Consider the following 18212-nt stretch of genomic DNA (forward strand, 5'->3'; position numbering starts at 1 on the left):
AATCGGGAAGTCACTCAGATTGACTTCAGCCTACAATTGGGAGCGGTGAATGAGAATGTACAAAGTTCTTGCCGTAACGGTGGCGCTGTTGGCCCAGCAAGAATGCAAGGCAGCGCAGAGCCTGCCAGAGGACATCGTGAATGCGCCGCTTGCACAATCCGATTACGAGCGGGCGCTCACAACAGAGGACCGCTATGCCCGGCTTACTGTCAATGTCCCTGACGTGCTGTTCTGGCTCGGCGAGGGCGACGCGCTCGTCTACCGCCGGACAACGCGAGGCAAGCAGCAGTTCATTTTCGTTGATGCCGGCAGAGGGGTAAGGCAGCCGGCGTTTGATCAAGCCCGCCTCGCGACGGCACTGAACAGGGCGAGCCACAAGCACTATAGGCCAGAGAATCTTCCTTTCGACCATTTCGAGCTGGCCGACAAGGGTGCCAAGATTACCTTCAATATCGAGCATCTGCGTTGGAGCTGCGATCTTGTCAGCGATGCCTGCACAGGTGCTGCAATGCAACCGGGCGACAGCCAGCGGAGCCCCTATGACGACACGCCACTGGCAGAGAACGATCCTGACAGGACAAGCGCCTCGCCTGACGGAAAATGGCTGGCCTACATTCGAAACTATAACCTCTACCTGCGCAGCCAGGATGGCTTGCAGGACATCCAGTTGACCTGGGACGGGTCCCAGGCCGACTATTATGCTCTCTTCACGCTAAGCTGGTCTCCAGCCTCAACTCACCTGGCTGCCTACCGAGTCCGTCCGGGTCTCCAGCGGGAGGTCCATTACCTCGAATCCTCGCCGGCGGACCAGCTCGAACCCAAGCATTCCACGATGACGTATCCTAAGCCGGGCGATGCCATCACACTACTCCAGCCCGTGCTGTTTGACGTCGCGAGCCGACGCGCGATTGCAATCGATGGTGCCGCATTCCAAAATCCGTACAGTCCTTCGGCGGTCCAGTGGTGGAAAGACGGTCGGGGATTCACCTTCGAGTTTAATCAGCGTGGGCACCAGCTCTATCGTCTGATCGAGGTCGACGCCGCCACAGGTCAAGTGCGCTCGCTGATTGATGAGGTGAGCAAGACATTCGTCGACTACCAGCCATTGGTGATGGACCAGGTGAATACTGGAAAAACGTTCCGCTACGACATCGATGATGGGATGGAGATCATCTGGGCCTCGGAGCGCGATGGTAACGAGCATCTCTATTTATTCAATGGCCGGACAGGCGAGCTCCAAAACCAGATCACCAGAGGTGATTGGGTGGTCCGCGCGGTGTATCATATTGATCCGATCAAGCGTCAGATCTGGTTTGGCGCGAGCGGAATGCACCCCGGCGAAGATCCCTATTTCGTCCATGCCTATCGCATTGACTTTGATGGGAAAGGACTCACGGCGCTCACACCTGAGCCGGCAAATCATCACATCGAATTCTCGCCTAACGGTCGCTACTATGTCGACCTTTGGTCTCGCATTGATGTTCCGCCCCGCATGGTGCTGTACCGCGCCAGTGATAATACCGAATTGATGCAGGTTGAGAGCGCCGAGATTGCCGAGCTCATCGCCGCTGGCTGGCAGCCACCCGTCAGTTTCAACGCCAAGGGGCGCGACGGCGAGACGGACATATGGGGCGTCATTCATCTGCCCGTTGATTTCGATCGAAACAAAAGATACCGCGTGGTGGAGCATATCTATGCAGGTCCGACAGGTTCCTTTGTTCCCAAATCCTTCTCGGCATCGTTTGAGCCGCTCACGCAGCTCGGCTTTATCGTTGTTCAGATCGACGGCATGGGTACGAATCATCGCTCGCGCGCGTTCCATGACATTGCTTGGAAAAATCTGAAAGACGCGGGCCTTCCCGACCGGATCCTATGGCACAAGGCGGCGAGCGCGAAGTATTCTTGGTACGATGTCGCCAACGTCGGCATTTTTGGCGGGTCCGCTGGCGGGCAGAACGCGGCTAGCGCGTTGCTTTTCCATCCCGATTTCTACAAGGTGCGCGGTCGCAAACAGTGGCTGCTACGACAACCGGCTGGACAAGATCTGGTGGAACGAACAGTGGATGGGCTGGCCGGTCGGGATCGAATATTCGCAGTCCTCCGCCATCGATAATGCCCACAGGTTAGAGGGCAAGCTGCTGCTCATTGTCGGCGAAATGGACCGCAATGTTGATCCGTCCGCCACCTTCCAGCTTGCGGATCGGCTCATTAAGGCGGGAAAATACTTCGACATGCTTTATGTGCCCGGTGCAGATCATGGAGTTCCCGGCCGTTATGCGCAGCTCAAGCTCTTGGATTTCTTCGTCCGCAACATTCTCGAGCAAACACCGCCGAACTGGAACGCCAGCTCAATCGAGCGGCCGAAGAGCAAATCAGGCCATGATGGCTGAAGACCCATCGCGAGTCCGTCTAACAGCGCTATACCCGGCAATACCTGCTTCAATCCGGATCGGCGCGCGGCACCTTTCTGACACCGACGATCGAGGACGGATTGACGAGGGCCGCATCAGTTGCGCTCCCCAATCAGGAGCACGAAGGCCGCTCGCGCGACGGCGAGCATCGCGAAGCTGCGCGACATCGTGCTTGGTCCTCGCGACAAATAACAGTCGAAAGGAACTGACGGGCGAGCTGTTCGCGACCCGGATCGTGTGCACCATAATCGGAGCTAAATCCGTCTTGTCGGCCTTGTATCAAGCTGCAAGTTCGGTCACGATCCGGGATCGATGACGTTTCACCCATCGTCGGAACGATTGCCTGAAGCGCTTTGACGATCTGGTCATTCGCGCTTGCCAGGTCAGGCGAGGGGGGCTGATGGAAGGAGAGATATAAGAGCTCACGGCACGCTCGGGCAATGTTTGCTTCTATGGCAAAGCCGATGGCACCCGTAGGAACTCGGAGCCGGATTGCTTTTTGCTGTCCAGAGTGTGAGCGAGCTCCAGCTTGAGACACCTTTTCACTTCGCCGCAGCGAACCGCATTCCTGCGCGACAAACGCCTGGTTCTGCTGCGGTGATGGCTCTATTTGTGCACGGAGGGCTTAGGCGTTGTGTCGGTACGCGTGGGCAATATCGGATAATCGATCTTAGGCAGCTGCCCGGTGAGTGAATTCAGAAATGCCACGATGTCATCTTTTTCTGTATCGCTAAGCTTCGCGCCGAGTTGACTCTCACTCATTACGCCAACCGCTTCTTTGAGGCTCCAAACCTGGCCGGAATGAAAGTAGGGGGGCCGCAATGCGACGTTGCGCAACGGCGCAGAGCGGAAAACATACTCGTCGCTGGGCATCTTGGTGACGGCGAAACGGCCCTTGTCGTTTCTCGGCAGTAGGCTTGCGGCGGGCCGCTCCACCGCACCGAAAGCGAAGTAATCCTGCCCACCGACGTTGATACCATTGTGGCAAGACGAGCATCCCTTTTCGATAAACAGCTTTAATCCCGCTTTCTGCCGATCGCTAAGGGCATACGCATCACCCTCGAGGTACTGATCAAAAGGGGCGGCGGGCGTGATCAAGGTGGCCTCGAAAGCCTCGATGGCCTTGGCGAAATTTTCAAAGGTAACCGGCGTTGCATCGCTGGGGAACGCCTTACTGAACATAACGATATACTCGGCCATTGAATTCAATGTGTCGACCACGTGAGCGGGCGTCGCATTCATTTCGATGCTAGCCTGGACGGGACCTTCGGCCTGCGCCTTGAGGTCTGCCGCTCGACCATCCCAGAACTGCGCCACATTGAAGACGGCGTTGTAGACTGTTGGTGCGCGACGTGAACCCAGCTGCCAGCGATGCCCAACCGATGTCGGGCCAGCATCCACTCCGCCGGTTCCAAGGTTATGACATGTATTGCAGCTAATGACCTCGCTCGCAGATAACCTCGGATCGAAGAAGAGAGTCTTGCCGAGTGTGACCTTTTCGTGGGTGATGGGGTTGTCCTTGACCGCGGGAACGATTGAGGGGATCGGCCTGAAAATCCGCCTCGCGGCGTTCATCAAATCATTATCGGCGCCTGCCGCCGACGAAGCCAGGACCCCAGCGGCCAAGACATATAGCGTGCCCACCATGTAAAGCTCGCGTACCGCTGATTTCCTCATACTAAGCCTCACTCTCGTCGCCTTTGCCGGTATTTCGAACATCGGGGTGGGGTATGCGAGCCTGCTCGTCTCGCCCGGCTCGTGTTGCGGCTAGACTGCATACCAGGACTCATCCGCCGTCGCCGGAGTAGCAACCGCCGTGCCAGTGGAGCTTAAGGTCTAAGCCGCTGATCGGTCTCAAGCAATTGCAGACTAGCAATAGCAGAAGGCCGCTTGAATCTGCTGAATCGGGCGCCCGTCACAGACCGACAACCACTAGCCCCGACCAAAGGAGTTCTGGTCTACGCTTCGAACCTGTGTGCTCAGGTCGTGCGCTGTCGGTCCGGCGTTCTTCGACCGTGCAGGTTTCAAGACATTGGTCAGACGCCGAACAAAACGAGTAGCTTTGACGCAATCGGGCGATCGATTCGATGGATCCGCTGTGCCCTTGCGACGCCTTCAATAATACGCTGCGCTATCAACGGTGGGCCGCGATCATCGGCCGACATCAAATGGCGTTTTCGTGCGCGCTGCCGCGTGGAGTGCGCATTACTCGCTCACGTCAAGCTATAGATATTCCAGCCAAGAACGTTGTGACAGTGGCTCGACGATCAAAGTGCTTGAATCGACCGTAGCGTCAGGTTGTAGGTGTAGGCCTTGCTAAGGAGGATCGGACGCCCTTGCAGAACGGAATATTAGTAAGGATAACATCGCGAATGTCTCAAGATCCAGAACGGGCTGCGGGATCTGCAATTGCCAATCTCTATTGTTCTGTGGCCCGCAACAATTCTATAGCGCTGCTGCAACAATGACTCGCAAGTGTTGCAAAGCCGGGTCCGCAATAGCAGGACCGCTGCTACCGTTGCAGTGGCCTTCTTCCATGTGTTGCGCGTGGCGCAAAGAACAATAGTGAAGGACATGCAGCTTAGGGAGTTCTTGTTGAATCGGGAGCCACTAACGAGTTGGGCTTACCGGGCGCTTCGCTATCTAGCCGGCCTTGCAGCGATTGCGATTGCGGCCACGTGGTGTACAGGGAACGCCCGCGCTCGGGATCTGAGGTCAGAGGAGGTCTTGACGTCTTGCAGACCAGATGTGATGCGCTTCTGTGATCACTTCACAGGACGTGGAGATATAGACGCGGCCATGTTTTGTCTGAAGGACAATTTCAAAAGCTTGCGTATCGAATGTCGCCGAGTGATGCCCACCGCGGCGAAGAGAAGCGGAAGATCGAAACCAGGCGTCAACAGCCAGCCGATCGTCCTGCATCGGGAATGATGCCGCCGGCGCGGCAATTTTGCAATATCAACGACAGTGACGTGCCAGAATTGATAGGGCGCCGGAGCTTTCGCCACGCTGGTTCTCGAAAGTCAATCGGGCTGGAAGCGTCGCCTGGCTGGTTGCAGTTGATCCGCCAGCGGGTACGTGCGCGCTACGACGCCATAGGCGTCGCTAGGCAATCAAAACGCAAGCATGTTGCGAGGTTTTAATGTGATCTAAAGATGGTAATCGCGGTGCTGTTGCGCTCGTTATCAGCGCTGCAGTCAATTCGGCGGGGTGCGAGGCCGCAGTAAGCAAGCCATCGGTTCGCACCAACTGGTCCGGGGGATCTATCGGCTTGCATGTTTGGGTTAGGGTCGCGCGGTTCAACCCATGGCGGTCTTCCAACTCAGGGCGCTCCGCGCTTGCCCTTCCCGTCAGCTTCGAAGGGGCTTCGTTCATATCAGCTACCAATCGACATTCCGAAGCGGTCGGTTGATGCCATTGCGGCGCTCTCGATGGGCGCTTCAGTGGAGCCGCTTGGGCCGATTGTGGCGATTTTGGTCGAATTAACTTCAGAGCATAAAGTCAAAGGAAATGCGACCTGCAAGAGCCATTTAAAGTCAGAAAGTTGTTCAAGCAGACGCTTCTCAACGACCTCGCGCTCCGCACCGGGCAGCTCCGTTTCGAGCAACCTACGACAGCGCCAGATCTCGTTCCGTATCCACCTGATCTCACTCAATCGATCGTCAATCGAAATCATCGTGGATGTTCACTTGGCATTGGAGTATTAAGTTCATCGTCTGCAGTGCGCACCCGCTCCATGGCCCCACATTCATGCCGATTGATTACGTCTGAGAACTTGCGGCTTGCCGCCATTCCTCGGCAAAATGTGGTGAGCGATTCAACGTATGCAAGGTTCTTATCAATCTCATATCATCTTACGATGTGCGTGGGACTAGAATTTGCAGCAGATTGCTGCAGTTTCCGGCGTTGAATCGTGTAGGTTGCATTATTCCTGCGTTCCATCCGTGTCCATAGAAGATTTAACAGTGAGGGGCCGCGCTCACCCCATCATGGGATTCGCATAGCGGTGATGTTTTCTCGCAGGGAATAAGATGAGCGCGTGCAACTCGATCGAGTAAGCGGCACGCGCCGAGCTTGAGACCTCTGCGAGCAGATTGTAAAATGGCATTTAAAATAGTGTTGAACGAGAGAAGATCGGCGGCTGACGCCGTCCGCGTCGCAATGCCGATTTAGTAGCTTGAATCTAGCGTTGCGTCAGGTTGTAACCTCGCAGAGGCGTAAAAACAAAGGCGCGCCTGGCAGGCGTCTACGATTTATTGGCGATAATGATCGGGCAGGATGGCTCACTAATTGCCGATGTTCTCGCTTGGGAGCGACGGGCAGGAAAATCGGTTGCATCCTCGGCGGGACGACGCCGTTCTGTCATTGTCGATCGGGGTGGAAAGAACGAAGTTGCGATATTGCGTGAGACGATAGAATGCTACGGACAGGAGTGACAACAGCTGCAACCGTGTGTCTCGTCGCAGCGACAGCGAGCTGAGTGAACAGCCGGGAGCTCGCAAGGAGATGCTCCAATTGCATAGGTGGCTAATTGCCAGCCAGAGGCGATGATCGGTCACATTGACCGCGTGGCCGCACGGTGCGCCGTGGTGAAAGCTCGGAGGTCGTATGTCCGCTGAAACTAACCTGACGACGGCGCTAAGCGAAATTGATCGTGCTCGTGACATCGTTGAATTCTCAACCGCAGTGGTCGCGCGCGACAAGCAGCTCCGCAAGGCGGACCAACTGGTGTTTCTGCAGAAAGCGGCCGTTGAGTTTCAATCTAGATTCCTGCCAAGCTTCGAGGAAAGCATCCGTGCCGAAAGATCGTGGGGCTATGCCACGACGTGCAACGCGGTGAGTCGAAAAGCCGGAGGTCAGCCAGGGCGGGACGCTTGCGAAAAGATCGCTTCTCGCGTGTCGCAGATTGACCATGCTCTGATGGAGAAAATCGGAATCAGGGCCCTATCTATCTTTGCAGCGTCATTCGGCCGGCACTCCAGGAGCTCGGAATGTCACTATGGAGCGATCCGAATAGCTAGGCTTTGTCGCGAGGAAAGCAGGTCGCTTCAAGAGCTGAACAATCTGAGCCTGGCAGCGCTGATCAACGGCTTCAGCAAATGGCCAGAAGAGGCCGACTTTCGCCAGGCCGCCGTCGCAATCGCGGGTGAGGTTATTCGCCGTGCGAACCGCCACCACCAGCTCTCTGAGTTTACACAGCAAGGGTTGGTGAGTCTGGTCAACGGTTTCAGCAAATGGCCGGAAGAAGTGACCTCGCGCCAAGCTGCGGCAGCGCTGGCACTTGAAATCGTGCGCCGTCCCGGTCGGCTCCGCGCTTTTGCGCAGCAGGGATTGGCCATCCTGGTGAACGGTTTCAGCAAGTGGCCAGATGAGCGGCCCTACGGTCAAGTTACAGTCGCGATCGCTGGTGAAGTCCTTGGACGTGCCGCCCGGTTTCGTGAGTTTAGCGAGCAGGATCTGGCGAATCTAGTGAATGGCTTCAGTAAATGGCCAGATGACGCGGTCTCTCGTCAGGCGACAGTCGCGATCGCAAGTGAACTCCTGCGCCGTGCCACCCAGCTTCCTCATTATACCCAACAAGGACTGGCGAACCTGGTGAACGGCTTTTGCAAATGGCCGGAAGATGCGGTCTGTCGTAAGGCTACAGTCGCGATCGCTGGCGAGGTTCTTCGCCGTGCTGCGCAACTCCGCGATCTTACGCAGCAGGGGTTGGCAAACCTGGTGAACGGTTTTAGCAAGTGGCCGGAGGAGCTGGCCGTTCGCCGCGCCGCGGTCGCACTCGCTCGTGAGGTCTTGCGCCGCGCTACCCAGTTAGACGATTTTTCACAGCAGGGGCTGGCGAATCTAGTGAACGGCTTCAGCAATTGGCCGGAGGAGCTGCCGTGCGCTCAAGTGACCGTTATGCTCGCGGGCGAGGTGCTTCGCCGCACCGAGCGCGGGACCGGGCTCTCAGATTTCTCTGCCCAGGACCTCAGGGGGGTAGTGATCGGTTTCAACAGATGGCCGCGAGAGAGCGCCGCTCGCCAAGCCACGATCGCAGTCATCAATGAGGTCCTTGGCCGCGGTATCCGGCTCTTTGACTTTACCAAGCCGGAATCGGAGAATCTGCTGAATGGCTTCAGTAAATGGCCGCAAGACGCTGTCCGCCACCAGGCGATAGCGGAGATCATCAGGCAGCTGAAACTTTCGCAAACTGGAGCAGCGCAGCTCCGTACTGGAGAGAAGTGGTCCCAGCAGCCGAGGTAATCGAGCAAAGAAATCTCCCGGCGGTTGCGCTGTTCAATGCGTATCATGCAGCGACTCCGCGACACAACGAATCGACGCGGCGAGCTCCTAATGATGTGATCGGGAGCGTCACATTACACAGAAGTGAGTAAACAATCAGAAGGGACGCAGTTGTTGATCGAGGCTGAAAAGGATGTCGTCGACCACATGCTCTCATCATTGACGACCAGCTTGTTGCAGAACCGTATCGCCCCCTCCAACGAACAGGTCATGCATCATTTCGGGATCGCCTGCGAGAGTGCGGGACTGATCGCGACGGAAGAGGCGGCAATCCGGATGCGCGTCTCACGCGAGATCAACAACGCGCAGTCGGTGCTTGAGTTCATCGGTCGCGGTGCGGATCGACTGCAGTGACTGGGCCTTAAGAAGCACCTATCGTATCGCTGCAGATGCTCAATTGTTGAACTGAACACGCCTGCGATCAAGACTCGGGTCATGGGCGTTTGCCGGCCTCTATCTGTGACGCCATGAGCGATGTTGGAAGATCGATCCTCGCGGCTGATGTCAAGCGAGACGGCAGTTCTTCATCCAAGAAGACATAGGATAGCTTTTGTTGATTACGTCGAGGGCGGGTGCTGCCTCGCGGTGGGGGTCAGCAACGTTACAGCGGATGAGCTTTGGGCTTTTCAAGAGCTGCGGCAGGTCGCTTCGGCATGCGCTTCTTGTCGCTCATATCACTGACGACGAAGTTGCCAGGAGCGGAGGTATCAGTTCGAAATCAGGGGACAATGTACGCACTATCTGGTAACGCGCTGATAACCATGAGAGCACGGCGAGCCGCCATCGCGTCCGCACGTGTGGCGACGCAAGAGAGGCACGTCGACGCGAGCGCGGAGTATCACACCCGCTTAAACCGGCAACTGGCAGAGGATGGTCCCGACGGAAGACGTAGATGCCGAACCGTGCGCCCCGCTCCGCGACGAGATCGCTTGCGAGATCAAAAGCGTGGTAATGCGCGGGAAGCCCGGTGTTGAGCTGTGAAGCACCACTTGATGGAAGAGCCGTCGACACGTCTGGCTCCTCGCAACGTCAGCTGCTCACTGATCTTTCCGAGAGCCGGCGTGTCCGGATCGGCCGTTCGGCGTAAGAGCTGCCGCGGACGATCACGACGAAAGGGAGTGCTCTCGACTCGACGATCCCGGTAATGAATCGCGTCTGGTAATTGCATACGTTCATCTCTAATCGAAATGGACGGCGAGATGGAACCTCACGTGGCCCTTGTGCTCCTTAGGCTCGCGATGTTCGTCGCCCGAGATCGATAGGGGCCCCGCAGGATCATACTGGATTCCAGATCGCGAAACATAGTGTAATTTCCGCGGATCCACTGATGTAGTTCGGTAGACCAGTCCTTCTCGTTGCGCAGATACCCGGTGAATGAGAAGCTAAGTCGGTCGATATATCTCTTGAGAAACGGCGGCAGCGCGGGAATCCGAAGTACCCGCTCGCCATCCATCGCTCCAGGTAATTCTCCGCGGAGCACAAATTCATTGTGCACAGTGACTAGTGCCGGCGTCGGAATCCTTTGCCGCAGCATTTCATAACTGCGCATGGAGATGCGGTCAGTGCCAGCGACGAACAAGATGATAGGCGCGACATAGCAGCGCGCCGTCTCTTTGATGAAGCCAATCTCCTCGCACATCTTGAAGAACTCGTCGAAGGCATGAAAGCCGAGGTCGATCACCTTGGCTACCCGATCGTGGATGATCAGTGGGTCCATCAGCTGCATCTTGCCGTAAGTATCAATCACATCTGCGGTCTCCGTGATGTTGGGAAGGTAATCAAGTAATGACGGCTCCTTCAGATTGACATCAAACGACAACGCGGTGCCATGTTTCAGCAGCAAGAACTCGCTTACGAGGCGAGCGATGAGGGTTTTGCCGACCTGCGGGCTAGGAGAGCAGATGATGTAGATTGGGGTCGCTAACATAGCCGGCAGATCAATGTTGTTTGGTACGTGGCTCAACCCGGAGCGCGCTGAGAATCGGATTACTTCTCGCCGGCCTGGGTGGCTGACCTGGCGCCGGCCAGCTCCGTCAAGTTGATGCGGTCAAATTCCCTCCAGACATTTGCCAGCCAGTGCCGGACATAACCGCGCAGCACGAAGGAGTTGTTCGCTGGCTCATCGTTCCGCCCCTTGTTTGCGACGAAGTCCACGAATGGGACGGAAGCGACTTCGACCTGCTCATAGGCCATCTCGTTGAGTTTCGGTATGGTCAACTCGGTCGCATGCTTGATGCGGTGAAAATAGGAATTGTAGGTCGATTGGTCCCACTGAAAGAACTGAGTGTCGTTGATGAAGTTCTTGACCAGATAGTACTTTGCGCCGCTCATGAAGGTCGCGGTCTCAGCGATCTCGTCCAGAGAAGCGATGGATGATCCCAAGATATGGAATACGGCAAAGGTGATCTGGCCGGACCGCGCCGAATCCAAAAAGCCGATGTCGCGCAAGGAGGCCAGTGCTGAGGACAATAAGCCGGCGCGAGCATCGATGACGGTGACGGATAGCCCTGAATTCAGGGTATCGAAAATCTTCATCTGGTCCGCGGTCGTCGTCATATCGACGATCTCGGTGATCTCGGGATAGAAGCGCTTCAGCGTTCCCCGCGGCGACTCCGTGTCGAATGCGCGTGTTTGCACCTTATTGACGCTGAAGTAGTCCAGAAGCGTTCGTGATACGGTCGTCTTTCCGACTCCTCCCTTGTCCGCGCCCACCACAATCACAACTGGCTTCACCATGACAATCTCCTGAGACACTCGCTGTTGCCGCGCGCGAAGTACGCGATCGGCGAGTCTCTGCTTTGGACGCGAACATGGCAGAAAGAAGGGGCAATGGCATCTTTGATGCGGGAGCCGCGCAACTGATGAATATTCTGCAATAGCGAGCCGCAGAGGCCACTTGATTGCAGTGACAATGTAGGTCGAGAACAGCAACTAATCACTCGTGATCGTACTCCACGAGAGGTTTGCGAGTAGCTGAAGGGAAGTTCTCGAGGAGACAACTATGCGCGGGTGGTGATCATCGCGATCACCATTAGCTACTTGATGCGGCCGATTCTCGATCAGCCTGAAATGACGAGAATCGCACGTGGCGTCAGATTCAAGCTTTGATCGAACTGATCGAGGCGGTGCTATGAGGTGGGCTTGCGTCCAGGCAGGACCGAACGCTGCCCAGATAACTCTGATGAAAGTCGTCCTCTGTCTGCAGCTCGGCAGATTGGCAGTCGTTGCAAGGTGTGCCGCTCCGCAATTCGCAGGACTTCCCTAAGACGGGCCTTGTGGTTTCCTCATCCACCAAGTTGACAGGAACACGTCGCGATGCGGAGTAGGGCTAGGTCAGACGCATCCGCCAAACAGGCCGGCGCCGCCGCCTGCCGCAGCTTCAGCGATGACTGTTTCGGCGGATGTTATCCGGTCGGTGCCAGCCTTTCTTCGCGGGCCTGGACAGGGGAGCATCGGCCGAGCCACCTCAGCCGTTCTGGTCCGCAAGCCGCTGCTTGGGGCTCGGCCCATTCCCCTGTGGGCTTCTCGGCCCAGTTGCCGTTCGTTAGCAGAGCTGGCGTCGCCGGCACGATGTGCGCAGCTCGACCCAGATGAATATTTGTCAGTGAGAGCCTTCATGGAGCTCAGCATCAAGCTGACTTTGGATTGTATGGTGTGCAGAGCCGCTCCGGCGGTGCGCGCCATCGAGTGGAGGGCACCAGGAGCGGTGCCTCGCACCTCGGTCGCCACGGAGCTCCATACTCAATGGCGATCGCCTTTCGTTACATCGGGGCCAAGTTCCGTTGCGGCCAAGGAAGCCGACAAAGCGGGAGCCGCACACCGTTCGCAAGCAGCCGAGCAAAGCTGGACCGATTGCTCGACGGCTCTCGATGGGCGCACTGCGTGGTCAAGTGACCGCAAAACAAAACGCGGAGTTTACCTTCTTGGCAGCGCGCTCAACCGCGAGAACGTCACGAACACGACATTGCAGGTGAAATGGACGTGAACTCGGTAGCAACTGAGCAAGGATGGCGACTTGCGGCGCACGGCGGATCGCAGGGCAATGAGAGCGACGGTTTAGCTTTTCAGGCTCGCTGTGAGATTGATTTGGATGCGCATCTGTGCAAAGAGCCTGAGAGGCTGCGCCGTCCAATAAGCTGTCCGGCTCAGGCCGTCGTGCACGGCTGCTCGATTGCTGCGCGGGGCCATGTATCGTGGCCGATGGCTCCATCCACCTCCCTCTACACCGCGATTGGCTTGGCAACGTTTCTCATCACAGCGAGACGGGAGCTGGCAAACATCTCTCTATTGTACACTCCGCCGAAATGATCCAGGACGAAGGTTCCAGAATAACTCAGCTTGTCGGTAACGCGCCTGATGAGGTTATCGAGAATTGCGGCGACTTCGCCAATGCGGTCGCTATAATGAGCGCGAATAACGTTAACGGCGTTCATTGAGTGAACCGCCTCGTCGGCAATCACTTCTCTGAGCCAATAATGGAACGTGTCGTTTCTTGTTCTGGCGGGGTGCAACGTCAGGCTGCGGATCTTCGCAACTTGAGCAGTGTGGAGGTGCCTTCAGTGAAGCGTCAGGCCGCGGCGTCAAATGGCATGCGCGTTCCTAGTGTGGTTTGAACTCCCTGCCGCCACCGGGTCCATTCCCGCGCGGGATGCTTGGTGTCAGTGATCAAATTGTACCTCGAATTGTATCAGAGTCGAGTCGGACCAGTGCGAGAATCCATCTTGCTGACCACCTGAGTTGTCTCATCGTGAGCGGCGCGATCTACATGAAGTTGTATCCATCATCGTACGGATCCTGCGCGGGAGTCGCTGCGTTCTGGGGCCGCCCAGCAACACTACCGACTCTGTCTTCAGTTGCGGCAAGATACAAGGGTGGTTTGCCCTCTCGCTGCCATTGTCCATCTTCGTTCTTCTTCCACCTGTCCTCGCGCTTGGTAGGGTCAAGCACCATCATCGAATCGCTTACCTCAACGAAGCCCAATGCTCTTGCGCGAGCTTTCGCTTCCGGGTTGATCGAGTGAGACAGGACGAGCGGTTCGTCGCCATCGAGCCGAAGCTGATGTTCCAGCAGAATATCGCCTGCGTTATCGACAAGTGGATGGGTAACTCGGAAATCTATCCTTGACGTGATTTCACCTCGTCCGGGGAACTTCTCCCGCCAGGGTTGTCGCCTTTGAAGAGCTCGCTCATGAGGCCTCCGGGCTCGGTTCGAAGAAGTCCAACGCTTTTGTTGCCCAGCTGATAGCTGAAATATCGCGCCTGTTCCGATCCGGCTTTCCTGCCGAAGCGAAACGGGGAGATTGGATCTGAGTACCGCTGCGATGCGTAGCAATATGCCTGATATCGTCGCCATAAAACTCCTCTAGCTCGTTCTCGAAGGTGGACTTTGAGATCTCAACCACCGGGGGCTCGGAACCGAGAAAGTACGGCCGGGTTCCCGTCGAAGATGAGCCAGCGTGCTGACTAGAGCGGGATGGGTCTAGCTTGAATCGATTTGGGATTCCCAAATCGGAAGGCTTCTGATTCAACATGCTGGCTGGGAAGGAGGCCAGCATGGATGGGACGGAGCCTATTCGGACGACCTTCGTGAGCGGGTAGTGAGAACTGTCATCAAAGGTGGCCTGTCGCGGCATCAGGCAGCGGCTCAATTTGGGGTGGGCATCAGCACGGCGATCAACTGGGTACAGCGCTTCCACGAGACCGGTAGCGTCAAGCCAGACCAGATCGGGGGCTATCGGCCAAAGAAGATTGCGGGGCCGCACCGCGAATGGCTGATGCAACGGTGCCGAAACGATTTTACCGTGCGCGGGCTGGTGGCCGAACTCGCTGAGCGTGGCCTGAAGGTCGATTACCGCACGATGTGGGAGTTCGTCCACGCCGAGAAGCTCAGTTACAAAAAAAGACGATGATTGCCGCCGAGCAGGATCGTCCCGATGTCACCCGTCGGCGGGCGCAGTGGACCAAGTATCGGGATCGGATCGATCCCACTCGGCTGGTGTTCATCGATGAGACCTGGACCAAGACCAATATGGCGCGCCGCTGCGGGGCTGGGCGCCGCGCGGTCAACGTATCAAAGCCAAGGTACCGCACGGCCGCTGGCGGACCATGACCTTCATGGCCGCCTTGCGTCACGATCGCATTACCGCTCCGTGGTTCCTCGAGGGGCCGATCAACGGCGAAGCCTTCCTTGTCTATATCGAGAAGGTTCTGGTCCCGACCCTGCGGCACGGCGACATCGTCATCATGGACAATCTCGGCTCGCACAAGGCCCACGCCGTGCGTCGCGCCATCCGTGCCGCCGGCGCCCGGCTCTTCTACCTGCCGAAATACTCGCCTGATCTCAATCCGATCGAGCAGTTCTTCGCCAAGTTCAAACACTGGTTGCGCAAAGCCGCACAGCGAACCACCGAGGCCGTCTACGATGCTATCGCTCCGATCCTCGGCACCGTCTCACCGGCCGAATGCGCCAACTACTTCGCAAACGCCGGATATGACCAAAACTAAACTCATCACGCTCTAGACGAGCCTAGCCGCATTTCGGAAAACATGTCTGCGAAGCTTCGGCTATCCTCAGTGCGGTGTCCCAGTTCATCTGCCTCGGAAACGCTTGCGGGGTAGGCGATGGAGGAGTCACTGATGCGATTATACATGGCGAGTTGCATTCCTCTCGGCGACGTTGCTTGGCGGAGCCTGTCTCTTCAGTCTCCGCGCGACTCATAGGCAGCATTTGCTGTCGGCAAGCTGACCGGCAGGCATCGGCGCTTCGCTGCTGTTCGCCAAATCATCTCGAGCGGGCCAACGCCTGCCGGCCGTCCGTTAGCGGCCGTGGTCTGTGTTCCCGCTCTCCGTCTTGCTTTCAAGTGCGAGCGAGAGTTTGAGGTTGTTACGCAACATCGCATTTGCGGGAGCTGTTTCAAGAGCTTGGCGGTATAGCGCTTGTGCCTCGCGATGGCGGCCCTCGTGGTCGAGCACAACACCCTTGGCATTCAGCGCGCGCAGGTCGCCAGGTACGACCAGTAAGAGCGCGTCGAGCACCTCAAGCGCATCATCTGGGGATCTGCGTCCCAACAGGGCCCGCGCAAGAGGAATCGCCGCATCGACGTTGTCCGGTTGTTGCCTCACCGTGTCGCGTAAAGTCTGCTCGTCAGCATCCCGATCGATGGCGCGAACAATGCGCTCACGCATGGCAGGATCAATCTCCACGGCGCCTGCTGGATCTGATGTGGATGTCTGCTGCGGGGAGAGCGCCGACCGCTCCGAGCCGGCACAAGCTGAGAGCAGCAATATGGCGAGAAGAGCTGGGCACGAGCCCGGACCAAAGGAGCACAAGCGCCGCCCGACGCTGATCGCATATGGAGTCATGGGCCATCTCGGGATAAGTGGCTGCGTTCTGTTAAGTCGCCGCGGTAAGGAGCCCGCCACGCTCCGAGGAAGCGGCCTTATCCTTGGCAGCCGGAAGCTTGACGGACCCAATCGGCTGGACGGTGAAATCCGAAGCGAGATCTTGATAGGACAGAACGGGCAAATCGATTCCGTTGCGGGTGAGAAAGCCTCGTACAAAACGTCGGATATCCATCGAACCGAGAATAATGGGTTGGCTCTGACTTCGAGCGATGGTCGAATGGATCTGACGGAATTGTGCAAGCAGCTTCTCGCTCTGCCAATCGTCCAAAACGAGGTATGGACCGACAGCGGTTTCGCGCACCGCGCCGCGGACAATATCCTCGGTCTCGCGCTCGATGATAAAGGCGGCCACAACCCGATGGGCATTGGCATAGCGAAAACAGATCTGCCGTTTCAAGGTGGCACGAACATATTCGGTGAGCAGGACCGCATTTTGCTCGCGTTCACTCCATTCTGCCAGGGCTTCCAGCAGTAGGCGGGTGTTGCGAATTGGAATGCCCTCATCGAGTAGGCGGCGCAGGACCTCGGCGATCCGAGGAACGGTGGTCGTACGCAGCACTTCCTTCACCAGATCAGCGTATTCCTGCTCCATCCGGCCAAGCAATTGGCGGGTTTCTTGAATGCCTACCAAGCGCTGTGCATAGCGTGTCAATGTGAAGTGGAGACGCAAGGCAAGAATTTCGCTCGGACGGTGATATCCGATTCCCGCGGCTTTGAGGGCGGCCGCATGACCTTCTTCGATCCAGACCCGATTCGTCTCCGGCTCTTGTCGAAAGGGGATGCCGCTCAATTCGATGTTCGCCACATCGTCGTTGAGCGCGAGTTGCGTCGGATCGATTACATCTCGTTCCACCGGCACGCTGTCGACATCTACCCTGAACTGCGACTTGGACAGATGCTGATCGACCTGAGCCGGGATACGCGGGACCGTTATGCCAAGATCCGCCGATACCAGCGTCGAAACGCGCGCGATGCACTGTTCCAGCTCGTTCTTGTCGATTGAATACGTCAGGTCCGGCGCGAGGAATAGCGCGATCGGAAGTGCCTCCGCATGAACAGCTTGTTTCTGGGTCTGTGCTAGAGCCCGAGCGGAAGCGGCGGCATCTGCACTTGTCTTACCTGCCGTCTTGTCGCTTTTCGCCCCAACCCTGACATAGCTCGCTGCAGCGAAGAGCCCAGCTAGAATGACGAACGGCGGCAAAGGGAAGCCGGGAACGAGTCCCATCAAGAGCAAGACGCAAGCGGCTAAGCGAAGGGCTTGTGTGCTTGCCGTGAGTTGGTTGACAATATCGGCGCCAAGTCTGAGCTTGGAAGGCCCGTTGACACGCGTGACGATGGTTGCGGCCGTGATCGACAGCAGCAGCGCCGGGATCTGCGAGATGAGCGCATCCCCTATTGTCAGCAGCGTATATTGGTGCAGCGCCTCATCGAGCGACATACCCTTGGACAGCAGGCCGATACTGATCCCACCCAGCATGTTGATGCAGATGACGATCAGGCCAGCGATCGCGTCGCCCTTGACAAACTTCATGGCACCATCCATGGCGCCATGAAGTTGGCTCTCTTGCTCCAGTGCCGCGCGCCGGCGACGCGCTTCGTGTTGATCGATATGGTTATTGCGCAGCTCCGCGTCTATCGCCATCTGTTTGCCCGGCAGCGCGTCGAGCGTGAAGCGCGCAGAAACCTCTGCGACGCGCTCGGCGCCTTTCGCAAGAACCATGAACTGCACCATGGTCACGATCAGGAATATGACGACTCCGACAGCGATATTCCCTGATATTACGAAGTCGCCAAAGGTGTGGATAATGCTGCCTGCGTCACCCTCCGCAAGAATAAGCCGCGTGGTTGCGATGGTCAGCGAGAGACGAAATACCGTCGAGATAAGGATGACGCCCGGCAACGAGGAAAAATCAAGCGCTGTGCTGAGATAGAGGGCAACCATCAGCAGCAATATGGCAAAGCCAAGATTGAAGCCGATCAGCATGTCAATCACGATGATCGGGATCGGCATGATCATCATGCCGATCGCCAGAAGCAGCATCAACGCGACCATAAAATCCGGATGGGCCGGCGCGCGCAGGATGAATTTACGCAAGACGTTGGCCATGAAGGT

The 18212-nt window shown here is 57.2% G+C and carries 10 protein-coding genes and 2 pseudogenes; 5 read left to right on the forward strand and 7 right to left on the reverse strand.

The annotated features are described in order from the left end of the window. The first annotated feature begins 55 nt into the window (after positions 1 to 55). Positions 56 to 2390, forward strand: a pseudogene (locus tag G6P99_RS10830) (DPP IV N-terminal domain-containing protein). Positions 2391 to 3017: 627 nt separating this feature from the next. Here G6P99_RS10830 and G6P99_RS10835 read toward each other — a convergent pair. Both G6P99_RS10835 and G6P99_RS10840 read right to left on the reverse strand, forming a co-directional pair. Continuing rightward, positions 3018 to 4088: a cytochrome-c peroxidase gene (locus G6P99_RS10835; RefSeq protein ID WP_165128121.1), complete on the reverse strand. Its 1071-nt coding sequence runs from the start codon at positions 4086 to 4088 to the stop codon at positions 3018 to 3020. A gap of 1699 nt (positions 4089 to 5787) precedes the next feature. Continuing rightward, positions 5788 to 6087: a hypothetical protein gene (locus tag G6P99_RS10840; protein WP_165128123.1), complete on the reverse strand. Its 300-nt coding sequence runs from the start codon at positions 6085 to 6087 to the stop codon at positions 5788 to 5790. Between the two features lie 932 nt (positions 6088 to 7019). Between G6P99_RS10840 and G6P99_RS10845 the strand changes: the two genes are divergently transcribed. Further along, complete coding sequence (locus G6P99_RS10845; RefSeq protein ID WP_165128125.1) at positions 7020 to 8657, forward strand: hypothetical protein; 1638 nt, start codon at positions 7020 to 7022, stop codon at positions 8655 to 8657. Positions 8658 to 8810: 153 nt separating this feature from the next. After that, the gene (locus G6P99_RS10850) at positions 8811 to 9050 is read left to right on the forward strand and encodes a hypothetical protein (protein ID WP_224496568.1); all 240 of its coding nucleotides are present in this window, start codon (positions 8811 to 8813) and stop codon (positions 9048 to 9050) included. 853 nt (positions 9051 to 9903) lie between these two features. On the opposite strand, the gene G6P99_RS10855 is transcribed toward G6P99_RS10850, so the two are convergent. Together G6P99_RS10855 and G6P99_RS10860 are read right to left on the reverse strand one after the other, a co-directional pair. Then, complete coding sequence (locus G6P99_RS10855; protein WP_029084300.1) at positions 9904 to 10623, reverse strand: hypothetical protein; 720 nt, start codon at positions 10621 to 10623, stop codon at positions 9904 to 9906. 59 nt (positions 10624 to 10682) lie between these two features. Continuing rightward, positions 10683 to 11432 carry a hypothetical protein gene (locus tag G6P99_RS10860; protein ID WP_029084301.1) on the reverse strand — a complete coding sequence of 250 codons (750 nt, stop codon included), beginning with the start codon at positions 11430 to 11432 and terminating at the stop codon, positions 10683 to 10685. 880 nt (positions 11433 to 12312) lie between these two features. On the opposite strand from G6P99_RS10860, the gene G6P99_RS10865 reads away from it, so the two are divergent. Continuing rightward, a complete protein-coding gene (locus tag G6P99_RS10865) occupies positions 12313 to 12681 on the forward strand; it encodes a hypothetical protein (RefSeq protein WP_156928934.1) in 369 nt (122 codons plus the stop codon). A gap of 235 nt (positions 12682 to 12916) precedes the next feature. Here G6P99_RS10865 and G6P99_RS10870 read toward each other — a convergent pair whose 3' ends face one another. Further along, positions 12917 to 13156, reverse strand: a complete 240-nt coding sequence (locus G6P99_RS10870; protein WP_246709492.1) for a hypothetical protein — start codon at positions 13154 to 13156, stop codon at positions 12917 to 12919. A gap of 1061 nt (positions 13157 to 14217) precedes the next feature. On the opposite strand from G6P99_RS10870, the pseudogene G6P99_RS10875 reads away from it, so the two are divergent. Continuing rightward, positions 14218 to 15199: pseudogene (locus G6P99_RS10875) on the forward strand (IS630 family transposase). Positions 15200 to 15511: 312 nt separating this feature from the next. Here G6P99_RS10875 and G6P99_RS10880 read toward each other — a convergent pair. After that, on the reverse strand, positions 15512 to 15880 hold the full coding sequence (locus G6P99_RS10880; RefSeq protein ID WP_175619473.1) for a tetratricopeptide repeat protein: 369 nt from the start codon (positions 15878 to 15880) through the stop codon (positions 15512 to 15514). A gap of 208 nt (positions 15881 to 16088) precedes the next feature. Continuing rightward, positions 16089 to 18206: a type III secretion system export apparatus subunit SctV gene (gene sctV / locus G6P99_RS10885; RefSeq protein ID WP_029084950.1), complete on the reverse strand. Its 2118-nt coding sequence runs from the start codon at positions 18204 to 18206 to the stop codon at positions 16089 to 16091. Positions 18207 to 18212 lie beyond the last annotated feature (6 nt).

It is taken from the genome of Bradyrhizobium sp. 6(2017), from assembly GCF_011058295.2.
Classification (GTDB): domain Bacteria; phylum Pseudomonadota; class Alphaproteobacteria; order Rhizobiales; family Xanthobacteraceae; genus Bradyrhizobium; species Bradyrhizobium septentrionale.